A 21,713-nucleotide genomic window follows, 5' to 3' on the forward strand; every position below is an offset into this window, starting at 1 on the left:
TTTGGAGATTGCTATGACCGCCGCCCCCACCCCTGCCCTCGCTTCCGCCCCCCAGCCCGACCGCAGCGTCGAGCTGCGCGCCCTGGCGGCCCGCCGCCTGCTGATCCTGGATGGCGCCATGGGCACCATGATCCAGCGTCACAGCCTCACCGAAGCGGACTATCGGGGGGCGCGCTTCCGGGATCATGACAAGGACCTGAAGGGCAACAACGACCTGCTGCTGCTGACCCGGCCGGAAGTGATCGCCGGCATCCACGAGGCCTACCTGGAGGCCGGGGCCGACATCCTGGAGACCAACACCTTCAACGCCACCCGCATTTCCCAGGGGGAGTACGGCCTGGAGTCCCTGGCCTACGAACTGAATGTGGCCGGGGCGCGACTGGCGCGGCAGGCAGCGGACAAGCACTCGACGGCGGACAAGCCCCGTTTCGTCGCCGGGGTGATCGGCCCCACCGGACGCACCGCCTCCCTGTCGCCGGATGTGAACGACACCAGCTTCCGCAGTGTCACCTTCGATGAACTGGTGGATAACTACGTGGAGGCGGCCCGGGGTCTCACCGACGGGGGCGCCGACATCCTGCTGGTGGAGACGGTGTTCGACACCTTGAACGCCAAGGCCGCTCTGTTTGCCCTGGAGCGCTTTTTCGACCAGGCCGGGCGGCGCTGGCCCATCATGATCTCCGGCACCATCACCGATGCCGCCGGCCGCACCCTCTCCGGCCAGACCCCGGAAGCCTTCTGGAATTCCCTGCGCCACGCCCGGCCTCTTTCCTTCGGCTTCAACTGCGCCCTGGGGGCCAAGGAACTGCGCCAACACGTGGAGGAACTGTCCCGCATCTGCGACTGCCTGGTCTCCGCCCATCCCAACGCCGGCCTGCCCAATGCCTTCGGCGGCTACGACGAGACCCCGGAAATGCTGGCCGAGGCAATCGGCGAATGGGCCCGCAGCGGCCTGGTGAATATCGTCGGCGGCTGCTGCGGCACCGCGCCGGAGCACATCCGCGCCATCGCCCAGCAGGTGGCGGCGGCCACGCCCCGGGTGCCGCCCGCCATCGAGCCCCGGCTGCGCCTGTCGGGCCTGGAGCCTTTCAACGTGGGCGCCGAGTCCCTGTTCGTCAATGTGGGGGAGCGCACCAACGTCACCGGTTCCAAGGCCTTCGCCCGCATGATTCTGGAAGGTCGTTTCGAGGACGCCCTGGCCGTGGGCCGGCAGCAGGTGGAGAACGGCGCCCAGGTGGTGGATGTGAACATGGACGAGGCCATGCTGGATTCCCAGGCCGCCATGGTGCAGTTCCTCAACCGGGTGGCCTGCGAGCCCGATATCGCCCGGGTGCCCCTGATGCTGGACTCTTCCAAGTGGGAGGTGATCGAGGCGGGCCTGAAGTGCGTCCAGGGCAAGGGCATCGTCAACTCCATCTCCATGAAGGAAGGCGAGGCCAAGTTCCTGGAACAGGCCCGGCTGGCCCGGCGCTACGGCGCCGCGGTGATCGTCATGGCCTTCGACGAGCAGGGCCAGGCCGACACCTTCGCCCGCAAGACCCAGATCTGCCAGCGGGCCTACGAGCTGCTGGTGGCTGACGGCTTCCCGGCCGAGGACATCATCTTCGACCCCAATATCTTCGCCATCGCCACCGGTATTCCCGAACACGACAACTACGCGGTGGATTTCATCCAGGCGGTGGCCTGGCTCAAAGCGCATCTGCCCCTGGCCAAGACTTCCGGCGGCGTCTCCAATGTCAGCTTCTCCTTCCGCGGCAACGAGCCGGTGCGGGAGGCGATCCACACCGTGTTCCTCTACCACGCGGTCCAGGCCGGGCTCACCATGGGCATCGTCAATGCCGGCCAGTTGGGCGTCTATGACGACCTGGACCCGGAACTGCGGGAAAAGGTGGAGGACGTGGTGCTGAACCGCAAGCCCGGGGCGGGGGATGCCCTGGTGGAGTTCGCCCAGACGGTGAAAGGTCAGGCCAAGGAACAGGTACAGGATCTGGCCTGGCGCCAGTGGCCGGTGGAAAAGCGCCTGGAGCACGCCATGGTCAAGGGCATCACCGACTACGTGGTGGCCGACACCGAGGAATGCCGGGCTGCCCTGACAGCGGCCGGCAAGCCGCCCCTGGCGGTGATTGAAGGCCCCCTGATGAACGGCATGAATGTGGTGGGCGACCTGTTCGGCGCCGGCAAGATGTTCCTGCCCCAGGTGGTCAAATCGGCCCGGGTGATGAAACAGGCCGTGGCTCATCTGGTGCCCTACATCGAGGAGGAGAAGGCCCGCACCGGCGCCACCTCCAAGGGCCGCATCGTCATGGCCACGGTGAAGGGCGATGTGCACGACATCGGCAAGAACATCGTCGGCGTGGTGCTGGGCTGCAACGGCTACGACGTGGTGGACCTGGGAGTGATGGTGTCCTGCGACAAGATACTCAGCGCCGCCCGGGAACAGGAAGCCCAGGTGATCGGCCTGTCGGGCCTGATCACCCCCTCCCTGGAGGAAATGAGCCATGTGGCCGCCGAGATGGAGCGCCTGGGCTTCGGCGGCCCGGATGCCATTCCGCTGCTGATCGGTGGTGCCACCACCAGCCGGGCACACACCGCGGTGAAGATCGCCCCCGCCTACAGCGGCCCGGTGATCTACGTGCCCGATGCCTCCCGGGCGGTGGGGGTGGTGACCAAGCTGCTGTCCATCGACCAGGCCGCCGACTACAAGGCCGAGATCGTTACCGATTACGAACGGGTGCGCCAGCAGCACAGCCAGAAGAAGGGTGTGCCGATGGTGACCCTGGCACAGGCCCGGGCCAATGGCCCCCGCCTGGACTACGCGCCGGTGAAGCCGAAGCAACTGGGGGTGATCGTGTTGCGCGACATCGACCTGGCGACCCTGGCCCGCTACATCGACTGGGGCCCCTTCTTCCAGACCTGGGATCTGGCGGGCAGCTACCCCAAGATCCTGGAGGACGCCACCGTGGGCGAAGCGGCCCGCAACGTTTTCCGCGACGGCCAGGAGATGCTGACCCAGATCATCGCCGAGGGCTGGATCAGCGCCAACGCCGTGTTCGGCCTGTTCCCCGCCAACGGTCGCGGTGACGACATCGAGTTCTATGGTGACGAGGCGCGCCAGAGGCCCCTGATGACCTGGCACGGCCTGCGCCAGCAACACCAGCGGCCCGAGGGCAAGGCCAACGAATGCCTGTCCGATTTCGTCGCGCCGCCGGGGATCGCCGACTATGCCGGCGCCTTCGCCTGCACCGCCGGCATCGGCATTGAGCAGAAGCTGGCGGAGTTCGCGGCGGCTCACGACGACTACCGGGCCATCATGCTCAAGTCCCTGGCCGACCGCCTCGCCGAGGCCTGCGCCGAGTGGCTGCACGAGCGGGTGAGAAAGGACTACTGGGGCTACGGCGCCGACGAGGCCCTCAGCAACGAGGCCCTGATCGCCGAGAAGTACCAGGGCATCCGCCCGGCCCCGGGCTATCCGGCCTGCCCGGACCATACCGCCAAGGGAGCGCTTTTTCACCTGCTGGATGCAACCGCCAACGCGGGCATGGGCCTTACCGAGAGCTATGCCATGACCCCGGCGGCATCCGTCGCCGGCTTCTACCTGGCCCATCCCCAGGCCCGCTATTTCGCCGTCAGCAAGATCGGCCGGGACCAGGTGGAGGATTGGGCGCTACGAACCGGCATGACGGTCGCCGAGGCGGAGCGCTGGCTGGCGCCGGTGTTGTGAACTTGAAACAGCATTTCCAGCCATAGGGATCACAGAGGGCACAGCATTGGGACGGGCTTACCGTGGTTCGTTCCATCACCCTACGGGTAATTGATTGACTGCCGGCAACTCACCGGGTTTCCTCTGTGATCTCTGTGTCCTCTGTGGCTACCCATGGACCTGGTTGAAGAGCTCGGCGTAGGCCGTCTGAGAGAGGGCGTGCGGGGCGAATCTCATGACGTCGGCGAGTTACTATATTTTTTCAAGAAAATATAGTAACTGGAGGAGGGGGAGGCGCCGCCCAACACGGCGCATTTCCCCGGTGCGCCGCTTACAGCGCCTCGTCCTCCAGGGCCAGGACGCTGGCGCCGCCGCCGATGATTACCTCGGTCAGGGCCGGGGCCTGGGGAAGCAGGTGTTCGGCGAAGAAGCGGGCGGTGGTGATCTTGGCGGGATGGAAGGCATCGGTCTCGCCGGCCTGGATACGGGCCTGGGCTGCCAGGGCGGCCCGGGCCATGGACCAGCCGCCGCAGACAATGCCCATCAGCTTGAGGAAGGGCACGGCGCCGGCCGCCACGACCCGCACATCGCTGTTGTAGTGGCCGACGATGTAATCCACGGCCTGCTCCGCCGCGGCGATGCCTCGGCCCAACTGGTGGGCGATGGCGGCGAATCCGTCGCCTTCCTGGCGTGCCGCCTCGATCCGGGTGGCCTGCATCATTTCCAGCAGGGCACGGACGGTGCTGCCGCCCTCCCGGGCGATCTTGCGGCCGATCAGGTCGTTGGCCTGGATGCCGGTGGTGCCCTCGTAGATGGTGGTGATGCGAACATCACGGAGGAACTGGGCGGCGCCGGTTTCCTCGATGTAGCCCATGCCGCCGTGAATCTGCACCCCCAGGGAGGCCACTTCGATGCCGGTCTCGGTCAGCCAGCCCTTGACCACGGGAATCATCAGGTCCACCAGGGCCTGATTGCGGGCCCGTTCGGCGGCCTCGGGATGGTGCTGGGCCAGGTCATGGATGCCGGCCACGCTGTAGGCCAGGGCGCGCATGGCTTCCACCTGGGACTTCATGGTCATCAGCATGCGTCGCACATCCGGGTGATGGACGATGGCCACGGAACCCGCCGAACCCTCGATGGCGCGGCTCTGGATACGCTCCCGGGCATAGCCCAGGGCCTTCTGGTAGGCGCCCTCGGCATTGGCCAGGCCTTCCATGCCGACGGCAAAGCGGGCCGCGTTCATCATGATGAACATGTACTTCAGGCCCTCGTTCTCCTTGCCCACCAGGGTGCCCACGGCACCGCCGTTGTCGCCGAAGGCCATGACGCAGGTGGGACTGGCGTGGATGCCCAGCTTTTCCTCGATGGAGACGCACCAGGCGTCGTTGCGCTCACCCAGGGTGCCGTCGGCATTGACCAGGAACTTGGGCACCACGAAGAGGGAGATGCCCTTGACGCCCTCGGGCGCGTCCGGGGTGCGGGCCAGGACCAGATGGACGATGTTGTCCGTCATGTCGTGGTCGCCCCAGGTGATGAAGATCTTCTGGCCGAACAGGCGATAAGTGCCGTCGCCCTGGGGCACGGCCCGGGTGCGGATGGCCGCCAGGTCGGAGCCGGCCTGGGATTCGGTGAGGTTCATGGTGCCGGTCCACTCACCGCTGATCATCTTCGGCAGGTAGGTGGCCTTCTGCTCCGGGCTGCCCACCAGTTCCAGGGCTTCGATGGCCCCCATGGTCAGCATGGGGCAGAGAGAGAAGGCGTGGTTGGCGGATTTCCACATTTCCGAGACCGCCGCCGCCACCAGCTTGGGCAGGCCCTGGCCGCCGTGGTCCGGCTGGCAGGGCAGGGCGGACCAGCCGTTGTCGGCGAACTGGCGATAGGCTTCCTTGAAGCCCTGGGGCGGCGTCACCCCCTTGTCCTGCCAATGGGCACCCTCCAGGTCGCCGCTGCGCTTGAGGGGGGCCAGCACGCCGCCGGCAAAGCGGGCGGCCTCGTCGAGGATGGCGTCCACCACTTCCGGAGTGGCTTCCTCGCAGCCGGGCAGGCGGGAAATGGCTTCCAGGCCGGCCAGTTCCTTCAGCACGAAGCGGATGTCCTTCAGGGGAGCGGTATAGGTGTTCATGGTCATGATCCTTTCAACAATGGTGCGGTGTTCCCGCCTCAGGCGCTGCGCCGGTATTGTCCGCCCACTTCATAGAGGGCGCCGGAGATTTGTCCCAGGGAGCAGTGGCGTACCGCTCCCACCAGTACCTCGAAGACGTTGTCGTTGGCGATTACCGCCTGTTGCAATTTTCGCAGCCAGTCCGGGGAAGTGCCGGCATTGCGGGCCTGGAAGTCCGCCAGGCGGACAAGCTGGGACTGCTTCTCCTCTTCGGTGGAGCGGGCCAGTTCGATCTGGTCCGGCACGCCCTTGCCGTGGGGATTGAGGAAGGTGTTCACGCCGATGATGGGATAGGAGCCGTCGTGCTTCATGTGCTCGTAGTGCAGGGACTCCTCCTGGATCTTGCCGCGCTGGTAGCCGGTTTCCATGGCCCCCAGCACCCCGCCCCGGGAGGAAATGGCCTCGAACTCCTTGAGCACGGCCTCTTCCACCAGGTCGGTGAGTTCCTCGATGATGAAGGCGCCTTGGTTGGGGTTCTCGTTCTTGGAGACGCCCCACTCCCGGTTGATGATGAGCTGGATCGCCATGGCCCGGCGCACCGACTCTTCGGTGGGGGTGGTGATGGCCTCGTCGTAGGCGTTGGTGTGCAGGCTGTTGCAGTTGTCGTAGAGGGCGATCAGGGCCTGCAAGGTAGTGCGGATGTCATTGAAGTCCATCTCCTGGGCATGGAGGCTGCGGCCCGAGGTCTGGATGTGGTACTTGAGTTTCTGGCTGCGCTCGTTGGCGCCGTACTTGTGCTTCATGGCCACGGCCCAGAGGCGGCGGGCCACTCGGCCGATCACCGAATACTCCGGGTCCATGCCATTGCTGAAGAAGAAGCTGAGGTTGGGGGCGAAGTCATCGATGTGCATGCCCCGGGCCAGGTAGCTTTCCACATAGGTGAAGCCGTTGGCCAGGGTGAAGGCCAACTGGGAGATGGGATTGGCCCCCGCTTCGGCGATGTGGTAACCGGAGATGGACACCGAATAGAAATTTCGCACCTGTTGATGGACGAAGAATTCCTGGATGTCCCCCATCATCTTCAGGGCGAATTCCGTGGAGAAGATGCAGGTGTTCTGGCCCTGGTCCTCCTTCAGGATGTCGGCCTGGACCGTGCCGCGGACGTTGGAGAGCACCCATTCGCGGATCTTCTCGGCCTCGTCCTCGGAAGGCTCGCGGCCGTTGTCGGCGCGGAACTTGTCGAGCTGCTGATCCATGGCGGTGTTGAAGAACATGGCCAGGATCATCGGCGCCGGGCCGTTGATGGTCATGGAGACGGAGGTGCTCGGCGCGCAGAGGTCGAAGCCCGAGTAGAGCACCTTCATGTCGTCCAGGGTGGCGATGGAGACGCCGGAATTGCCGATCTTGCCGTAGATGTCCGGGCGCCGATCCGGGTCGCAGCCGTAGAGGGTCACGGAATCGAAGGCGGTGGACAGGCGGTGGGCCGGCATGCCCTCGGAAACCTTCTTGAAACGGCGGTTGGTGCGGAAGGCGTCGCCCTCGCCGGCAAACATGCGGGTCGGGTCCTCGCCCTCGCGCTTGAAGGCGAAGACCCCGGCGGTATAGGGAAAGGAGCCGGGCACGTTTTCCCGCATCAGGAATTTCAGGGTCTCGCCCTCGTCCTCGAAGCGGGGCAGCACCACCTTGCGAATTTTGGTGCCGGAGAGGGACTCGTAAATCAGCCCGGTGCGGATCTCCTGGTCGCGGATCTTCACCACGTATTCGTCGCCGGCATAGGCCTTGACCAGGTCGGGCCACTGGGCCAGCAGCTTGCGGCTGTGGGGCGTCAGCTCGCCATCCTTGAGGGCGATCAGGTCATCGAAATCGGCGGCAGGCTTGTCGCAGCGCTCGAACAAACCCTTGGCGATGCGCAGGGACTGGCGCTCCCGGGCGATCCGGGACTGCTCGCCGACCTGCCGGTGATAGCCGCGCAGGGTGTCGGCAATCTCGGCCAGATAGCGGATGCGTTCCGCCGGCACGATGGCCCGGCCCTGGGAGGAGTGTCGTACCGTTACCGGGGGCAGCCTGCCGGCGGCGAGCTTGAGGCCCTGTTCCGCCAGTCGGGGTGCCAGGGCCTGGTAGAGGGCGGTGACGCCATCATCGTTGAAGCGACTGGCCTGGGTGCCGAACACCGGCATGTCGTCGGGGGCGCGGTCGAACTGTTCCCGGTTGCGCTGGACCTGCTTGCTCACATCGCGCAAGGCGTCCATGGCGCCCCGGCGGTCGAACTTGTTGATGGCGACAAAGTCGGCGAAGTCCAGCATGTCGATCTTTTCCAGCTGGCTGGCGGCGCCGAATTCAGGCGTCATCACATAGAGCGAGGTGCCCACGTGGGGCACGATGGCCGCATCACCCTGGCCGATGCCGGAGGTCTCGACCACCACCAGATCGAAGCCCGCCAGCTTGCAGGCGGCGATCACTTCGGGCAGGGCGCGGGAGACTTCCTTGCCCGTGTCCCGGGTGGCCAGGGAGCGCATGTAGATGTTGGGATGCTCAATGGCATTCATGCGGATGCGGTCTCCCAGCAGGGCGCCGCCGGTGCGCTTGCGGGAGGGGTCGATGGAGATCACGGCGATCTTCAACTGGTCGTCCTGGTCCAGGCGGAAGCGGCGGATCAGTTCGTCGGTGAGGCTGGACTTGCCGGCGCCGCCGGTGCCGGTGATGCCCAGGGTGGGCACCGTCAGTGCGGCGGCCTGGGCGATCAGGTCGTCGCGCAGGGCCTGGGGCCAGGCCTCGTTCTCCAGGGCGGTGATGATCCGCGCCAGGGCGCGCCGGTCGCCGCTCGCCAGTCCGCTCAAGTCCTGGGGGGCGAGGGGGGACAGGTCCAGGTCGCAGCACTGGATCATGTGGTTGATCATGCCCTGGAGTCCCATCTTCCGGCCATCTTCGACGGAATAGAGATGGGTCACGCCGTAGTCCATCAGTTCGCGGATTTCCGCCGGCACGATGACGCCGCCGCCGCCACCGAAGACCTGGATGTTCTCCCCGCCCCGCTGCCGCAGCAGGTCGATCATGTATTTGAAGTACTCCACATGACCGCCCTGGTAGGAGGAGACGGCGATACCCTGCGCGTCTTCCTGGAGGGCCGCGTTCACCACCTCTTCCACCGAGCGATTGTGGCCCAGGTGGATCACCTCGACGCCGGTGGACTGGAGTATCCGGCGCATGATGTTGATGGAGGCGTCATGACCATCAAAGAGGGAAGCGGCGGTGACGAAACGCACCTTGTTGTGGGGTTTGTAGGAAGCCGTGCCCTTGGATTTTGCGGATGTGCTCATGATCGATTTCCCCTTGGGGCGCCGCTTGTCGATTTCCGCCAACATCTGGGCGGCCCCATAGAAATGTTTAAAAACTCAGAAGTGGCGCAATCTTATGCAGCATAGCCAGGGAACACCAGTGTTCAAACCGCCGCAGATCGTGCAAAATCAGCCACATGTCAGCTTCCTCCATTCCACGCCGCCGCACCACCGTTGCCATCGCCTTTGTGCGTGGCATGGTGGCGGGCATGGTCCATCGGGGTGATGACATCGGGCCCCTGCTGCTGGCGGAAAACATCGAGCCCGGCTGTCTGGCGGATGATGGTACCCGCGTACCCATCGAGCGCTACGCCGCGCTCTACAACCGCATCGTCGATACCATGGACGATGAAGGATTCGGCTTGTTCTCATCGCCCCTGCGCCTCGGCACCCTGGAGTTTCTTTGCCGGGCAGCCATTACCGCCCCCGACCTGGGGAGCGCCCTGGAGCGCATCACCCGCTTCCTGAGGCTGGTGCTGCCGGATCTGGCGGTCGAACTGAAGCGCGAGGGGGGCTCGGCCTGCCTGGAAATCACGGAGTGCCGCCACCTCGTTATCGAGCGTCGTTTTGCCCTGGAATGGCTGCTGCGCCTGCTGCACGGCATGGCCTGCTGGCTGGCGGGTCGGGGCATTGCCCTGGATACCGTAGACTTTCCCTATCCCCGTCCCGCCCATGCCGATGACTACGCCATGATCTACACCGAGCGCAGTCACTTCGACTGTCCCGTGATGTGTGCGCGCTTCTCGGCCAATCTGCTGGAACTGCCGATCCGTCGCGACGAAACGGCGTTGCTGAAATTTCTCGATGGAGCCCCGGGCAAGCTGACCCTGCTTTATCGTCGCGATCGTGAACTGGTATTGCGGGTGAGGGACATCCTGAGGCAGACGCTGCCGGACTGGCCCGATCAGAATGTCGTGGCGGCCCGACTGGGTCTGGCTCCCCGTACACTGCATCGGCGCCTGGCGGATGAAGGATCGAGTTTTCGCGCGATCAAGGATGCCCTGCGGCGGGATCTGGCCCTGTCGCGCCTGACCAAGACGAGTCTACCCGTCGCCCGCATTGCCGCTGACCTGGGCTTTGCCGATCCCTCGGCGTTCTATCGGGCCTGCATGGTCTGGACAGGTCTGCCACCCAGTGGCTATCGGCGCATGAAGCTCAGGGGGCAGTAGTTCGGGCCGGCGCTGGGGAACGGTGCCCCAAATAAAAACGTGCGGTGGAGCCTAAGCTCCCCGCACGCCCGGAAAACACGCGAACAGGAGGGAACCCGTCCGCGTGCGTCGATCCAATTAAGGACGCGAGCCGGTCGGGAAAGGCCAGGCCGCCGCCGGATTCAGCGACGACTTCAACCCCGGCGCGGCAGCAGTCGATGGAGTCGACGCAGCGGGCGTGGGGGCAGCGGCAGGCTTGGCAGCAGCCACTTTCTTCGCAGCCGGCTTCTTCGCAGCAGCAGGCTTCTTGGCAGCGACCGGCTTCTTGGCAGCGACCGGCTTCTTCGCAGCAACCGGCTTCTTGGCAGCAACCGGCTTCTTGGCAGCAACCGGCTTCTTGGCAGCAACCGGCTTCTTGGCAGCGACCGGCTTCTTCGCCGCAGCAGGCTTCTTCGCCGCAGCAGGCTTCTTCGCAGCAACCGGCTTCTTGGCAGCAACCGGCTTCTTGGCAGCGACCGGCTTCTTCGCCACAGGCTTCTTGGCAGCGACCGGCTTCTTCGCCACAGGCTTCTTGGCAGCGACCGGCTTCTTCGCCACAGGCTTCTTGGCAGCAACCGGCTTCTTCGCAGCAGCAGGCTTCTTGGCCGCGACCGGCTTCTTCGCCACAGGCTTCTTGGCAGCAACCGGCTTCTTCGCAGCAGCAGGCTTCTTCGCCGCGACCGGCTTCTTCGCCACAGGCTTCTTCGCAGCAGCAGGCTTCTTGGCAGCGACGGGCTTCTTCGCAGTGGCGGGCTTCTTGGCGGCGACGGGCTTCTTCGCAGTGGCGGGCTTCTTGGCGGCGACGGGCTTCTTCGCTACCGGTTTTGCCGCGGGCTTCTTAGCGGCGGGTTTCTTGGCTTTCTTTTGTTCAGCCATGACGAACCTCCTAGGTGGATTAACGAAAGGAAACACCAGCAACTGTTCAAACTCAACCCGTACTTTGGGTTAGCGCGGATTATTCATTGTTTCCAAGCGAGGGAAAGCAATGAATTCCTCACGTTTTTCTATCCATCATTGCGTTTATCTGCGGCATTGCGATTTTCATGAAAATGCCGTTGGTATTTACGCGGCAATGCTGTTTGGTGATGGATGCCCACCCATCCTAGTCTTGCGTGTCGGGAGCGCAAGTCGGACAAGGTATTGCGGGTGCTTTTCCGGGTGCGGCAGGATGCGGAGCGTCAGGAAATTCTCGACCAGTCGAAATGGGGACCCGGGTCGGTCTTGCGCTCGGGGGCGATGTCGGAATGGCCGGTAATGGCGGCAATGGGATAACGCTGGCGCAGCGCCGCGATCAGTTCCGTCAGCACCTGATACTGGGCATCGGTAAAGGCCTGTTCGTCGCAGCCTTCCAGCTCGATGCCAATGGAAAAGTCGTTGCAGCGCTGCCGTCCCTGCCAGCAGGAGACGCCCGCGTGCCAGGCCCTCAGTTCGCAGGGCACCCACTGGATCAACTGGCCGTCCCGGCGGATGAAGAAATGGGCCGAGACCCGCAGCCCGGCGATGTCCCGGTAGTAAGGATGGGCATCGGGGTCGAGGCGGTTGGTGAACAACTGCTCCACACCGGGGCCGCCGAATTCCCCCGGGGGCAGGCTGATCGCATGAATGACCACCAGATCGATCACCTGCCCCACTGGTCGCGGGTCATGATTGGGTGAGAGCTGAATCGCCGCTTCCGCGATGCGTCCATCGGACGCTGCCGTCCACGTCAGAGACATCAGTCGTTCAGTCCAAGCCGTTCCATGCGATAGCGCAGGGAACGGAAGGTGACGCCGAGCAACCGGGCGGCGGCGGTGCGGTTGAAGCGGGTCTTTTGCAGCGCTTCCAGGATGGCCTGTCGCTCCACCCGGTCCAGGTGATCCTGGAGGGACAGTTGTCCCAGGGGCGGGACTTCCTGATTTTCAGCCGGCGGGATCAGGTTGAGGTCGCCGCTGTCGATGCAGTCCGTGGTGCGCAGGGCCAGGGCACGCTCCAGGATGTTCTCCAGTTCCCGCACATTGCCCGGGAAGGGATAATCAGACAATGCCCGGAGGGCGGCGGCGGTCAGGGACGGAGCCGGGTCCGATGCGGCCTGGGCGGCCAGCCGTTCGAGCACACGAGTCGCCAGCAAGGGGATGTCCTCGCGGCATTCGCGCAGGGCCGGCATGCGCAATTCGAGCACATTGAGGCGGAACTGCAAGTCCTGACGGAAACGACCCTGCTCCACCTGACGCCGCAGATTCTGGTGCGTGGCGCTGATCAGGCGGACATCCACCGACTCCTCCCCCGGACTGCCGACCCGGCGCACTTTCTTTTCCTGGATCGCACGTAGCAATTTGACCTGCATGGACAGGGGCAGATCGGCCACCTCGTCGAGGAACAGGGTGCCGCCCTGGGCCACCTGGAAAAAACCGTCCCGGTCGGCGTCCGCACCGGTGAAGGCGCCCTTGCGGTAGCCGAAGAACTCGCTTTCCATCAGGTTTTCCGGAATGGCGCCGCAGTTCACCGGCACGAAGGGGCCCTGTTGGCGGGCACCCATGCGATGTATCAGCCGCGCCGCCAGTTCCTTGCCGCTGCCGGATTCACCGGTGATATGGACCGGCGCCTGGCTACGGGCCATGCGCTCGATCAAATCCCGCGCCTCCGTCATGGCCGGGGACTGGCCCAAGAGGGATGGGGCGGCGATCTGTTCCCGCTGTTCCACCGCCACGGGAAGCTCCATTGCGCTTTTGACCAGGGCGCGCAACTGGTCCAGGGACACCGGCTTGGTCAGGTAGTCGAAGGCGCCCGCCTTGAGGGCCGAGACGGCATTCTCCGCGCTGCCGTGGGCCGTGATCACCGCCACCGGCATGTCCGGCACATGCTCGCCGATATGACGCACCAGTTCCAGGCCGTCGCCGTCGGGCAGGCGCATGTCGGTCAGGCAAAGATGGTGGCTGCCCTGGGCCAGCAGGCGCCGTGCCTCGGCCAGGGTGCCGACGCAATCGCAGCCCAGGCCCATGCGCGCCAGGGTCAGATCCAGCAGCTCCCGGATATCGGCCTCGTCGTCTACGACCAGCACCCTCAGCCGGGCCTTGCTCGCGCGTTCAAGATTCGTTGCCATTCCCTCTCCTGCCGATGATGCGGAAATGCGCGCCGCCTTCGCCTTCCATCAGTTCCAGGCTGCCCCCGTTGGCGTCGCACAGCTCCCGTGCGATATAAAGTCCCAGGCCGGTGCCGCCGCTACGGGTAGTGAAAAACGGCTCGAAGACATGGAAGCGCCCCTCGCCGTCGATGCCGGGTCCGTCGTCCCGCACATGCAACTCCACCATGCCGTCGAGCCTGGCCGGCCGCGGAGTATCGATCAGGATGCTGCCGGGCCGTTCCTGACAATAGCGCATGGCATTGCCCACCAGGTTGAGCAGTACCCGGTTCAGATGCCCCCGATCGAAATACAGGATCAGTCCTGGTTCGATGCGGGACTCGACGAAATTGGCCGCCCGTGGCTCGATGATGGTGAACTCATCAAGGAAGGCCGCGACGAAATCGGCCAGAACAATGGGCTCGATATTGGCCCGGTCGCGCCGTCCCAGTTCGAGCACCTCGGTGACGATGCGATTGAGGCGCTGGGTGTTCTCGCCGATGATGCGGGTGAGGCGGATGCCCGCCTCGTTGCCGCTGTCCTCCGCCATCAGTTCGGCGGCATGGCTGATGGCCGCCAGGGGGTTGCGGATTTCATGGGCCATGTTGGCGGTCAGGCGGCCCAGGGCAGCCAGCTTCAACTGCCGCGCCTGGGCCTGAACCAGGATCAGGTCCTCCAGATAGAGCAGCGCCAGATCGCTTTCCCCCGGCGGCAGATAGCGTACCCGCAGGGAATGCCCTCCCGGCAGATCGAGAATGTCCGCCACCTCCCGACCGGCTTCCCGCCACTGGGGATAACGCCGGGACAGCTCGGTGGAAAAGTCCTTGAGGGTCGGCGCTTCCGGCACCCGATAGACATTGCAGAGAATCTCCGCCCGGGGATTGTGATGACGCACGGTGCCCTGGGCATCCACCACCAGCACACCGTCCTGCATGTCCCGGATGATGCGTCGATTCAGGCGCGACTGGCCGTCGAGCTCGATACGGCGTTGCTCGGCCAGGGCTTCGTTGATCAGGGCACGACGAGCCAACAGGTGGGCGGAAATGGCCGTGCCAAAGAAACCGATACAAAGACCGGCGGCCCGGCTCAGGTCCTCCACGTCGGCTCCGCCCCCCAGCGTCCGGTAACCCTGTTCCAGCAGCACGACCAGGGAAGCCAGGGCCGCGTAGAACAGTACCAGCCGCCCCTGTCCCACCAGCCCGGCCGCTGCCAGCACCACCAGCAGCAGATAGCTCAGGCTGCCGTAGGCTTCGCTGCTGGCATGGCTCAACAGGGTGATGGCCAGAATGTCGATGCCGACCGCCGCACTCAGTTGGCGGTTGAATCTGGAGCGCCGGGTCAGTCGGGGCAACAGCATCAGCAGCACAGCCCCGGCCAGATAAAAGCTGCTGACCCAGAACGCCATTGTCGGCGCCACACTTCCCAGGGTCTGGGGGCGACCAGACAGGTGGGTGGCGGCGACGAACACGGTTGCCATCACCAATCGGAACAGATTGAAGTATTGCAGGGACCGCCAGTAGGACTCGGGATTGGGAGGGGCGCTCCCGCCGGGTATGGGCGGGGAGCTCACCGCCTCGGTCCCAGCCGACCATGCTGGGCACAGCAATAGGGAAGACCGTCGTGCCCCAGGTGGACTTCACCAGCGGGGACATACAGGCCACAGTGGCTACAGGCCACCATGGCTTCGCCAGTAGGAGCGGCGGGTCCGGCCCGCCGACCGGACGCCAAGGATCGACGCCAGAGGGCGTAGACCAGCCAGACCACCAGTATCAACACCAACCACTTGCCCAAGTTCGCCATCCTGTTGCCTGAATCGGGCGAAATGATACCCCGCCCTGGAGCCCTCAGTGCGGGGAACGGACAATGGTCACGCTACAGGGCGCTTCCTGTGACAGCCGCGAGGCAACGCTGCCCAGTAAGGGGCGCAGCCCCCTTTCCAGAGCATTCCCCGGCGTGGAAGCGCCGATCAGGATGTGATCCACCCGGTTGATCCGGGCATAGTCGAGCAATGCCTGGGCGGGATCGTCATCCTCCAGCACATGGAAGGTCAGTCGTCCCTCATCGATACCGATGCCCCGTGCCCAGTGCCGCAATTCCACCAGGTACCGGATATGGGTCCGGCCACCGCTCTCCTCCACATAACTGCTGCCCAACAGCGGATGGGGCCGGATTACCGTCGCCAGGGCGATGCGTAAATACTCGTGGGCTTCGGCCGTGCGTCGGACCATTTCCTGCAAAGCCTCGGTCTGTTGCGGGTTGGGGGACTGGGAATCGACCCCCACCAGCACCATGGAGGCAGGAGCGCTACGGCCCTGGGACGGACAGGGAGCCGGTTCGTAGCCGGCTGCCACCAGCCGGCGTTGCAGGCGGTGTAGCCAGTTGCCATGGGTGCTCAGGTGGCCCCGTGGCCCTACGGCGACCTGGGACGGATGGGCCAGATCGAAGGCCAACTGGGCGGCTGTGGCATAGCGCTTGCGGGCATCCACTTCCAGGCAGTGCAGGATGATTTCCTGCAACCAGGGGGGCAGGTCGGGATTGACCAGCCGGGGCGGTGGAGGGGCCTCGTAGAGGCGGCGACGCAAGCCCCGCACGCTGTCGGGAGAGCCGAAGGGCATGCGCCCCGTGGCCAGCTCGTACAACATCGCCCCCAGGGCGAAAATATCGCTGCGGGGATCGCAGCGCAGGCCCACCACCTGTTCCGGCGCCATGTAGGGCGCCGAACCAATGGGCTTGCGGAACTCTTCCGCCAGCAAATCGGGGAAATGGGCGTGGTGGGCCAGGCCCAGGTCGATCAGCACCACCTGGCCATTGCGGCGGAACATCACATTGGAGGGCTTGAGATCCAGATGCACCAGCTTCTGTTGATGCAGGTGGTGTACCGCAGTGGCCACCGCCGCCATCCTTCTGGCCAGGGTCTCCACCGGCATGAGGCCCGCTTCAGCCAATTCTTTGAGGGAGTGGCCGTCGATGAACTCCATAGCCAGGTAGGGCAGCTTTTCCAGATCCCCGATGGCGGCCAGGCGCGGTACATGGGGTCCCGACAGGGCGCCCAGCATCATGCGCTCCACTTCGTAGCTCACCACCGCCACCGGATCGTCCCCCTGTCCCAGGCGTGGAACCTTGAGGATCAGCGGGTAAGCAGCCTCGCTGCCCTCGACGCGATAGAGCAGGGCCATGCCTCCCGCATGGACGCGGTTGATGACCCGCAGTCCATCAATCTCGTCGCCGGATTCCAGATAGGGATACATGGTCAGCGTAAGAAAGCATCAACGGAGCCGAGTGTGACGGTCGAGTGTGGCGAGCCGATGAGTAGCCCCGCCCCGGGATGGGGGTAGGGGGCGTTCAATTTGCTTTGGCGCATTTCATCCTCGTGGGCGGTGCTGGCAACCATGCGCGTCAGCCCCCGGTTTCAAGCCGCCTGGCGAACTCCTCCGGCAGACCGGCCTGGCGGACCTTGCGGGCCGCCGACATGTGGTCGTAGGGGATACGATGGAAAGTCACCATGGCCCGGCCCACGTCCATTTCGACATAGCGTGCCGCCGGGTCTCCGTCTCGGGGCTGGCCGCAGGAGCCGACGATGGCCAGCCAGTGTCGATGCCGCCCCACCGGGATGGGAATGCCATAGGCCGGCATGAAGGGTTGAGGCCGATGGTCGGCCCCCATGTAATAGAGCACCGGATCATGCACATGCCCGGAAAAGATATGAGTTGCGTCGGTGGCATTCATGCTGGCGGCGGCGCGCAGGCTGTTGTCGATGTAGGTCCAGCGTTCCGGCGCAGCGGCACTGGCATGGACGAACAACATGCGGTCCTGGCGGATGTAAAGGGGCAGGTCAGCCAGGAAGCCGAGCATCTCCGTCGGCAGGCGTTCCCGAGTCCAGCGCACCGCCACGGCAGCAGCCTCGTTCATCCGGTCCCGATCGTCGCCGGCCACGGCGGCATCGTGATTGCCCTTCACCGCCAGCGCCACGCCTCGGCGCACCAGTTCCATCACCCGCAACAGCACGGCCTCGGGGTCGGCGTTGTAACCCACCAGATCGCCGATGAAGATAAAGCGCTCAGCACCCCGGCTGCGGGCATGGGCAAGGCAGGCTTCCAGGGCCTCCAGATTACTGTGAATGTCTGCCAGTAGCGCCAGCTTCATGTTGCGTTTCAAGGGTTGCCCGATCGAGGCATGATCGGCACAAGGTAGGCAATCCTGCTCATTTCCATCCTCCGCCATCCCCGGGCCGGAGCCCGGGGCAGCGATTCACTTCATGCGTCGTGGTGGATCGCGCGATCCTTGGTCTCCGGCAGGAACAGAGTGCCCAGCACCGCCGTCATCACCGCAATCACAATGGGGTACCAGAGGCCATAGTAAATATCACCGGTCGCCGCCACCATCGCAAATGCCACCGTGGGCAGGAAGCCACCAAACCAGCCGTTGCCAATGTGATAGGGCAGTGACATGGAAGTGTAACGGATGCGGGCCGGGAAAAGTTCCACCAGCCAGGCGGCGATGGGACCATAGACCATGGTCACATAGATCACCAGCACCGTCAGCAGCGCCAGCACCATGGGGATGTTGATCTTGTTGGGGTCCGCCTTGGCCGGATAGCCGGCGGTCTTGATCGCCTCATCCATCGCCTTGCCGAACTCGGCATTTCTGACCTTGAACTGGTCACCCGGCAGGCGGGTGCCCTCGAAACTGGTGATCACCTTCGGGCCGACCCGGATCAATGCCACCGTGCCTGGCGCGGCCACCTCGTTGGCATAGGGAATGGATTTCTTCGCCAGCCAGCTCTTGGCCAGGTCGCAGGAGCTGGTGAACTTGGCCTTGCCCACCGGGTCGAACTGGAAGGAGCACTGGGCCGGGTCCGCCACTACCACCACCGGATTGGTCTGCTGGGCCTTGAAGATGTCCGGATTGCCGAACTCGGTGATGGCCTTGAAGATCGGGAAGTAGGTCAGGGCGGCCATGATGCAGCCAATCATGATGATGGGCTTGCGGCCTATTTTGTCCGACAGGGCGCCGAAGATCACGAAGAAGGGCGTGCCGATGGCCAGGGAGCCGGCGATCAGCAGGTTGGCGGTCTGAGGGTCCACCTTCAGGGTCTGCAACAGGAAGAACAGGGCATAGAACTGGCCCGTGTACCAGACCACCGCCTGACCGGCGGTGCCCCCCAGCAGCACCATGATGACGACCTTGAGGTTGTCCCAGCGGGCGAAGGACTCGGTGAGGGGCGCCTTGGAACCCTTGCCCTCGGCCTTCATCTTTTCGAAGATGGGTGACTCATTCAACTGCATCCGGATATAGACCGAGACGATCAGCAGCAGGATCGAGATCAGGAAGGGAATGCGCCAGCCCCACTCGTCGAATTCCTTGCCCAGGGTGATGCGACAGACCATGATCACCAGCAGGGAGAGGAACAGACCCAGGGTGGCCGTGGTCTGAATGAAGCTGGTGAACAGGCCACGCTTGCCGGGGGGCGCATGCTCGGCCACGTAGGTGGCGGCGCCGCCGTACTCGCCGCCCAGGGCCAGGCCCTGCAACAGACGCAGGGAAATCAGGATGATGGGAGCGGCCATGCCGATCTGGGAGTAGGTGGGCAGCATGCCCACCACCGCCGTGGACAGGCCCATGATCAGAATGGTTACCAGGAAAGTGTACTTGCGACCGATCAGGTCGCCCAGTCGACCGAACACAATGGCGCCAAAGGGCCGCACCGCGAAGCCGGCGGCAAAGGCCAGCAGGGCGAAGATGAAGGCTGTGGTCTCATTGACGCCGGAAAAGAAATGCTTGCTGATGATGGCGGCGAGGGAGCCGTAGAGATAGAAGTCGTACCACTCGAACACGGTGCCCAGGGACGAGGCGAATATGACCTTGCCTTCTTCCCTGGTGATGCCCTTGGATGACTGTCCGGCTGCGGGTGGTGTACCCCTGCCGATTACCTGACTCGCTGACCCGTTAGCCATGATGTCTCCTCTTTGTATGTGTATTGGCTACCCGCTTGCGGAGGTCCGATTCGCTCCGGATATTCTCCGTGCACGGACCATCGGCAATTTCATCCTAGGCAGGGAGACTTACTTGCGGCTTACATCACAGGCGCGGCGGGAAGACTCACTCGCACCAGGGTTCCCTTGCCGCCCATGGGGTTATCGATGGCGATGCTGCCCCGATGCAGCTCGCAGACTTCCTTGACGATGGAAAGCCCCAGGCCGCTGCCGTCGGTCTCTGTGCCCAGGGCCCGGTAGAAGCGTTCGAAGACGCGCTGCCGGTCTTCCTCCGGGATGCCGATGCCGGAGTCCTCGATCTCGATGCGACAGGCCTCGTGGTCACCACTGGTACGCACCGTGACCAACCCTCCCGGGGGGGTGTACTTGATGGCATTGTCGATCAGGTTGGTGAACATCTCGTGAAGCAGGAAGGGGTTACCCCTTACCCACAGGGGCAGACCTGGGGACTCGAAGCCCAGGTCGATGCGGCGCTCCAGTGCCCGGTCGGCCCATTCCTGGGCCACGACACGGACCAGCTCATTCAGGTCCACCGGCGCAAAGTCCGCCTCGGCGCTGCTGCTGGCCTCGGCACGGGCCAGGGAGAGCAGTTGCTGGATGAGATGGGTGAGGTTCTCGGCGCTCAGGTCCACCTGCCGCAAACCCCGGCGCATGGCCTCGGAGGTGGTTTCGCCCAAGGCCAACTCGGTCTGGGTGCGCAGCCCCGTCAGGGGCGTCTTCAACTGATGGGCCGCGTCGGCGATGAAACGTCGCTGCACCTTCAGGTTGTCGTCGAGGCGGGCCATCACGTCATTGAGCGCCTCCAGGATGGGGCGGATCTCCATGGGAATGCCCTTCACGCTTATCGGTGCCAGATCGGAGGGCAGGCGGCTGTGCAGTTCCTGCTGAAGACGTTGCAGGGGAGTAATGCCATGGGTCAGCCCCAGGTAGACCAGCAGCACCGCCAGAGGCACGATAACGAACTGGGGCACGATGACCCCGGAGACGATGCTTGCCGCCAGCCCCAGCCGCTTCTTGCGAGTCTCCGCCACCTGGACCAGGACCGGCGCCTGGTCCGGGATCAGGGAAAGAAAACTGTAGGCCACCCGCACCTCGTCGTCCAGGATCGCGTCGTCACGGAACAGGACCACCGTTCCGTCCGTGACATCCGGGGCATCCACGGTCGGCAGGTCCTTGTCACCCGCCACCAGATGGCCGTCCGGACCGAGTATCTGGAAATACACCCGGTCCTTGCTGTCGGCGCGGAGGATCTCCCGGGCCGGGCCGGGGAAGTTGGCCGTCACCCGGCCCTGATTGACCGAGACCAGGCGGCTCAGGCCGCGCACCTCGGTGGCCAGTTGTTCGTCATAGGGCTGATTGGCAAGACTGTCCGCCACCTGGTAGGTCATCACCACACTGATGGCCCAGAGCAGCATCAGCAGGGTCAGAATCCACAGCAGAATTTCTCCCAGCAGCGAGTTGAAGGCGTATTGCAGGCGGCGGAAACGCCGTTCAGGCATGGTCGGCGGGCTTTTCCAGACTGTAGCCCAGGCCCCGCAGGGTGGTGATGCGAACACCATAGGGCTCCAGTTTCTTGCGCAGTCGGTGCACATAGACCTCGATGGCGTTGGTACTGACTTCATCCCCCCAGCCACAGAGATGATCGGCCAGGTGCTCCTTGCTCACCAACCGTCCAACCCGCAACAGCAGCATTTCCAGCAGGGCCAGTTCACGGGAGGAAAGGTCCACCACCTGCCCGCCCACCGAGACCATCCGCTCCCCTTGGTCATAGGCCAGAGCCCCAACCTCGATCCGCTTCGGCTGGCCGGTGCCGCGCCGGGTCAGGGCCCGCACCCGGGCTTCCAGTTCCGGCAGGGCGAAAGGCTTGGTGAGGTAGTCGTCGGCGCCGGCATCCAGACCCCGCACCCTTTCCTCCACGCCATCCTGGGCGGTGAGGATCAGCACCGGCAGCGGCGACTTGCGCCCCCGCAGGCGCTTCAGCACCTCGATGCCCGAGAGCCGGGGCAAGCCCAGGTCCAGGATCAGCAGGTCGAACTGCTGAGTCAAGAGGGAGGTATCCGCATCGACACCGTTTTGCACATGATCGACGACAAACCCGGACTTGCGCAGGGAGCGCACCAGGCCATCGGCGATTATCCTGTCATCCTCCGCCAGCAGAATCCGCATAAGACGAGACGATCCCTGTAAGTTGAACGTAAGTGTGGCGGACTACCGTTAGCCCGCTGTTCTCCTTTACGCGGTCTTCGGAGGCATCGGCTTCTGCAATGGAATCCGTGACCTCGGGGGGCGACCGAGACCCC

The 21,713-nt window shown here is 64.6% G+C and carries 14 protein-coding genes; 2 read left to right on the forward strand and 12 right to left on the reverse strand.

All coding sequences use genetic code 11. The features are described from left to right. The first annotated feature begins 13 nt into the window (after positions 1-13). Positions 14-3,721 carry a methionine synthase gene (metH, locus tag DENOEST_RS15415; protein WP_183148270.1) on the forward strand — a complete coding sequence of 1,236 codons (3,708 nt, stop codon included), beginning with the start codon at positions 14-16 and terminating at the stop codon, positions 3,719-3,721. 310 nt (positions 3,722-4,031) lie between these two features. Here metH and DENOEST_RS15420 read toward each other — a convergent pair whose 3' ends face one another. Together DENOEST_RS15420 and icmF are read right to left on the reverse strand one after the other, a co-directional pair. Then, complete coding sequence (locus DENOEST_RS15420; protein ID WP_145771475.1) at positions 4,032-5,822, reverse strand: acyl-CoA dehydrogenase; 1,791 nt, start codon at positions 5,820-5,822, stop codon at positions 4,032-4,034. A 38-nt stretch (positions 5,823-5,860) separates the two neighbouring features. Beyond that, positions 5,861-9,118, reverse strand: a complete 3,258-nt coding sequence (gene icmF / locus DENOEST_RS15425; RefSeq protein ID WP_145771476.1) for a fused isobutyryl-CoA mutase/GTPase IcmF — start codon at positions 9,116-9,118, stop codon at positions 5,861-5,863. 155 nt (positions 9,119-9,273) lie between these two features. Between icmF and DENOEST_RS15430 the strand changes: the two genes are divergently transcribed. Continuing rightward, on the forward strand, positions 9,274-10,305 hold the full coding sequence (locus DENOEST_RS15430; protein WP_145771477.1) for an AraC family transcriptional regulator: 1,032 nt from the start codon (positions 9,274-9,276) through the stop codon (positions 10,303-10,305). A gap of 117 nt (positions 10,306-10,422) precedes the next feature. Here DENOEST_RS15430 and DENOEST_RS15435 read toward each other — a convergent pair whose 3' ends face one another. The 10 genes from DENOEST_RS15435 to DENOEST_RS15480 form a co-directional block, all read right to left on the reverse strand. Continuing rightward, on the reverse strand, positions 10,423-11,199 hold the full coding sequence (locus DENOEST_RS15435) for a histone H1-like repetitive region-containing protein (protein WP_183148271.1): 777 nt from the start codon (positions 11,197-11,199) through the stop codon (positions 10,423-10,425). Between the two features lie 302 nt (positions 11,200-11,501). After that, positions 11,502-12,038 (reverse strand): 1,6-anhydro-N-acetylmuramyl-L-alanine amidase AmpD, encoded by a 537-nt coding sequence (gene ampD / locus DENOEST_RS15440; protein ID WP_145771478.1) that lies wholly within the window; start codon positions 12,036-12,038, stop codon positions 11,502-11,504. Next, the gene (locus DENOEST_RS15445; RefSeq protein ID WP_145771479.1) at positions 12,038-13,402 is read right to left on the reverse strand and encodes a sigma-54-dependent transcriptional regulator; all 1,365 of its coding nucleotides are present in this window, start codon (positions 13,400-13,402) and stop codon (positions 12,038-12,040) included. The genes ampD and DENOEST_RS15445 overlap by 1 nt, the downstream gene beginning before the upstream one ends. Then, a complete protein-coding gene (locus DENOEST_RS15450) occupies positions 13,386-14,990 on the reverse strand; it encodes a sensor histidine kinase (RefSeq protein ID WP_145771480.1) in 1,605 nt (534 codons plus the stop codon). Before DENOEST_RS15450 ends, DENOEST_RS15445 begins: the two co-directional genes overlap by 17 nt. Further along, entirely contained in the window at positions 14,987-15,220 is a 234-nt protein-coding gene (locus DENOEST_RS15455) for a PP0621 family protein (RefSeq protein WP_145771481.1), read from the reverse strand. Before DENOEST_RS15455 ends, DENOEST_RS15450 begins: the two co-directional genes overlap by 4 nt. 44 nt (positions 15,221-15,264) lie before the next feature. Beyond that, positions 15,265-16,668, reverse strand: a complete 1,404-nt coding sequence (locus DENOEST_RS15460; protein WP_145771482.1) for a serine/threonine protein kinase — start codon at positions 16,666-16,668, stop codon at positions 15,265-15,267. 148 nt (positions 16,669-16,816) lie between these two features. Next, on the reverse strand, positions 16,817-17,563 hold the full coding sequence (locus DENOEST_RS15465; protein WP_145771483.1) for a metallophosphoesterase family protein: 747 nt from the start codon (positions 17,561-17,563) through the stop codon (positions 16,817-16,819). A gap of 110 nt (positions 17,564-17,673) precedes the next feature. Beyond that, positions 17,674-19,374, reverse strand: a complete 1,701-nt coding sequence (locus DENOEST_RS15470) for an MFS transporter (protein WP_145771484.1) — start codon at positions 19,372-19,374, stop codon at positions 17,674-17,676. Between the two features lie 119 nt (positions 19,375-19,493). Beyond that, positions 19,494-20,912, reverse strand: coding sequence for a sensor histidine kinase (locus DENOEST_RS15475; protein ID WP_197970637.1), 1,419 nt, complete (start codon positions 20,910-20,912; stop codon positions 19,494-19,496). Beyond that, the gene (locus DENOEST_RS15480; protein WP_145771486.1) at positions 20,905-21,579 is read right to left on the reverse strand and encodes a response regulator; all 675 of its coding nucleotides are present in this window, start codon (positions 21,577-21,579) and stop codon (positions 20,905-20,907) included. Before DENOEST_RS15480 ends, DENOEST_RS15475 begins: the two co-directional genes overlap by 8 nt. Positions 21,580-21,713: the final 134 nt, after the last annotated feature.

The organism is Denitratisoma oestradiolicum, from assembly GCF_902813185.1.
Taxonomy (GTDB): Bacteria; Pseudomonadota; Gammaproteobacteria; order Burkholderiales; family Rhodocyclaceae; genus Denitratisoma; species Denitratisoma oestradiolicum.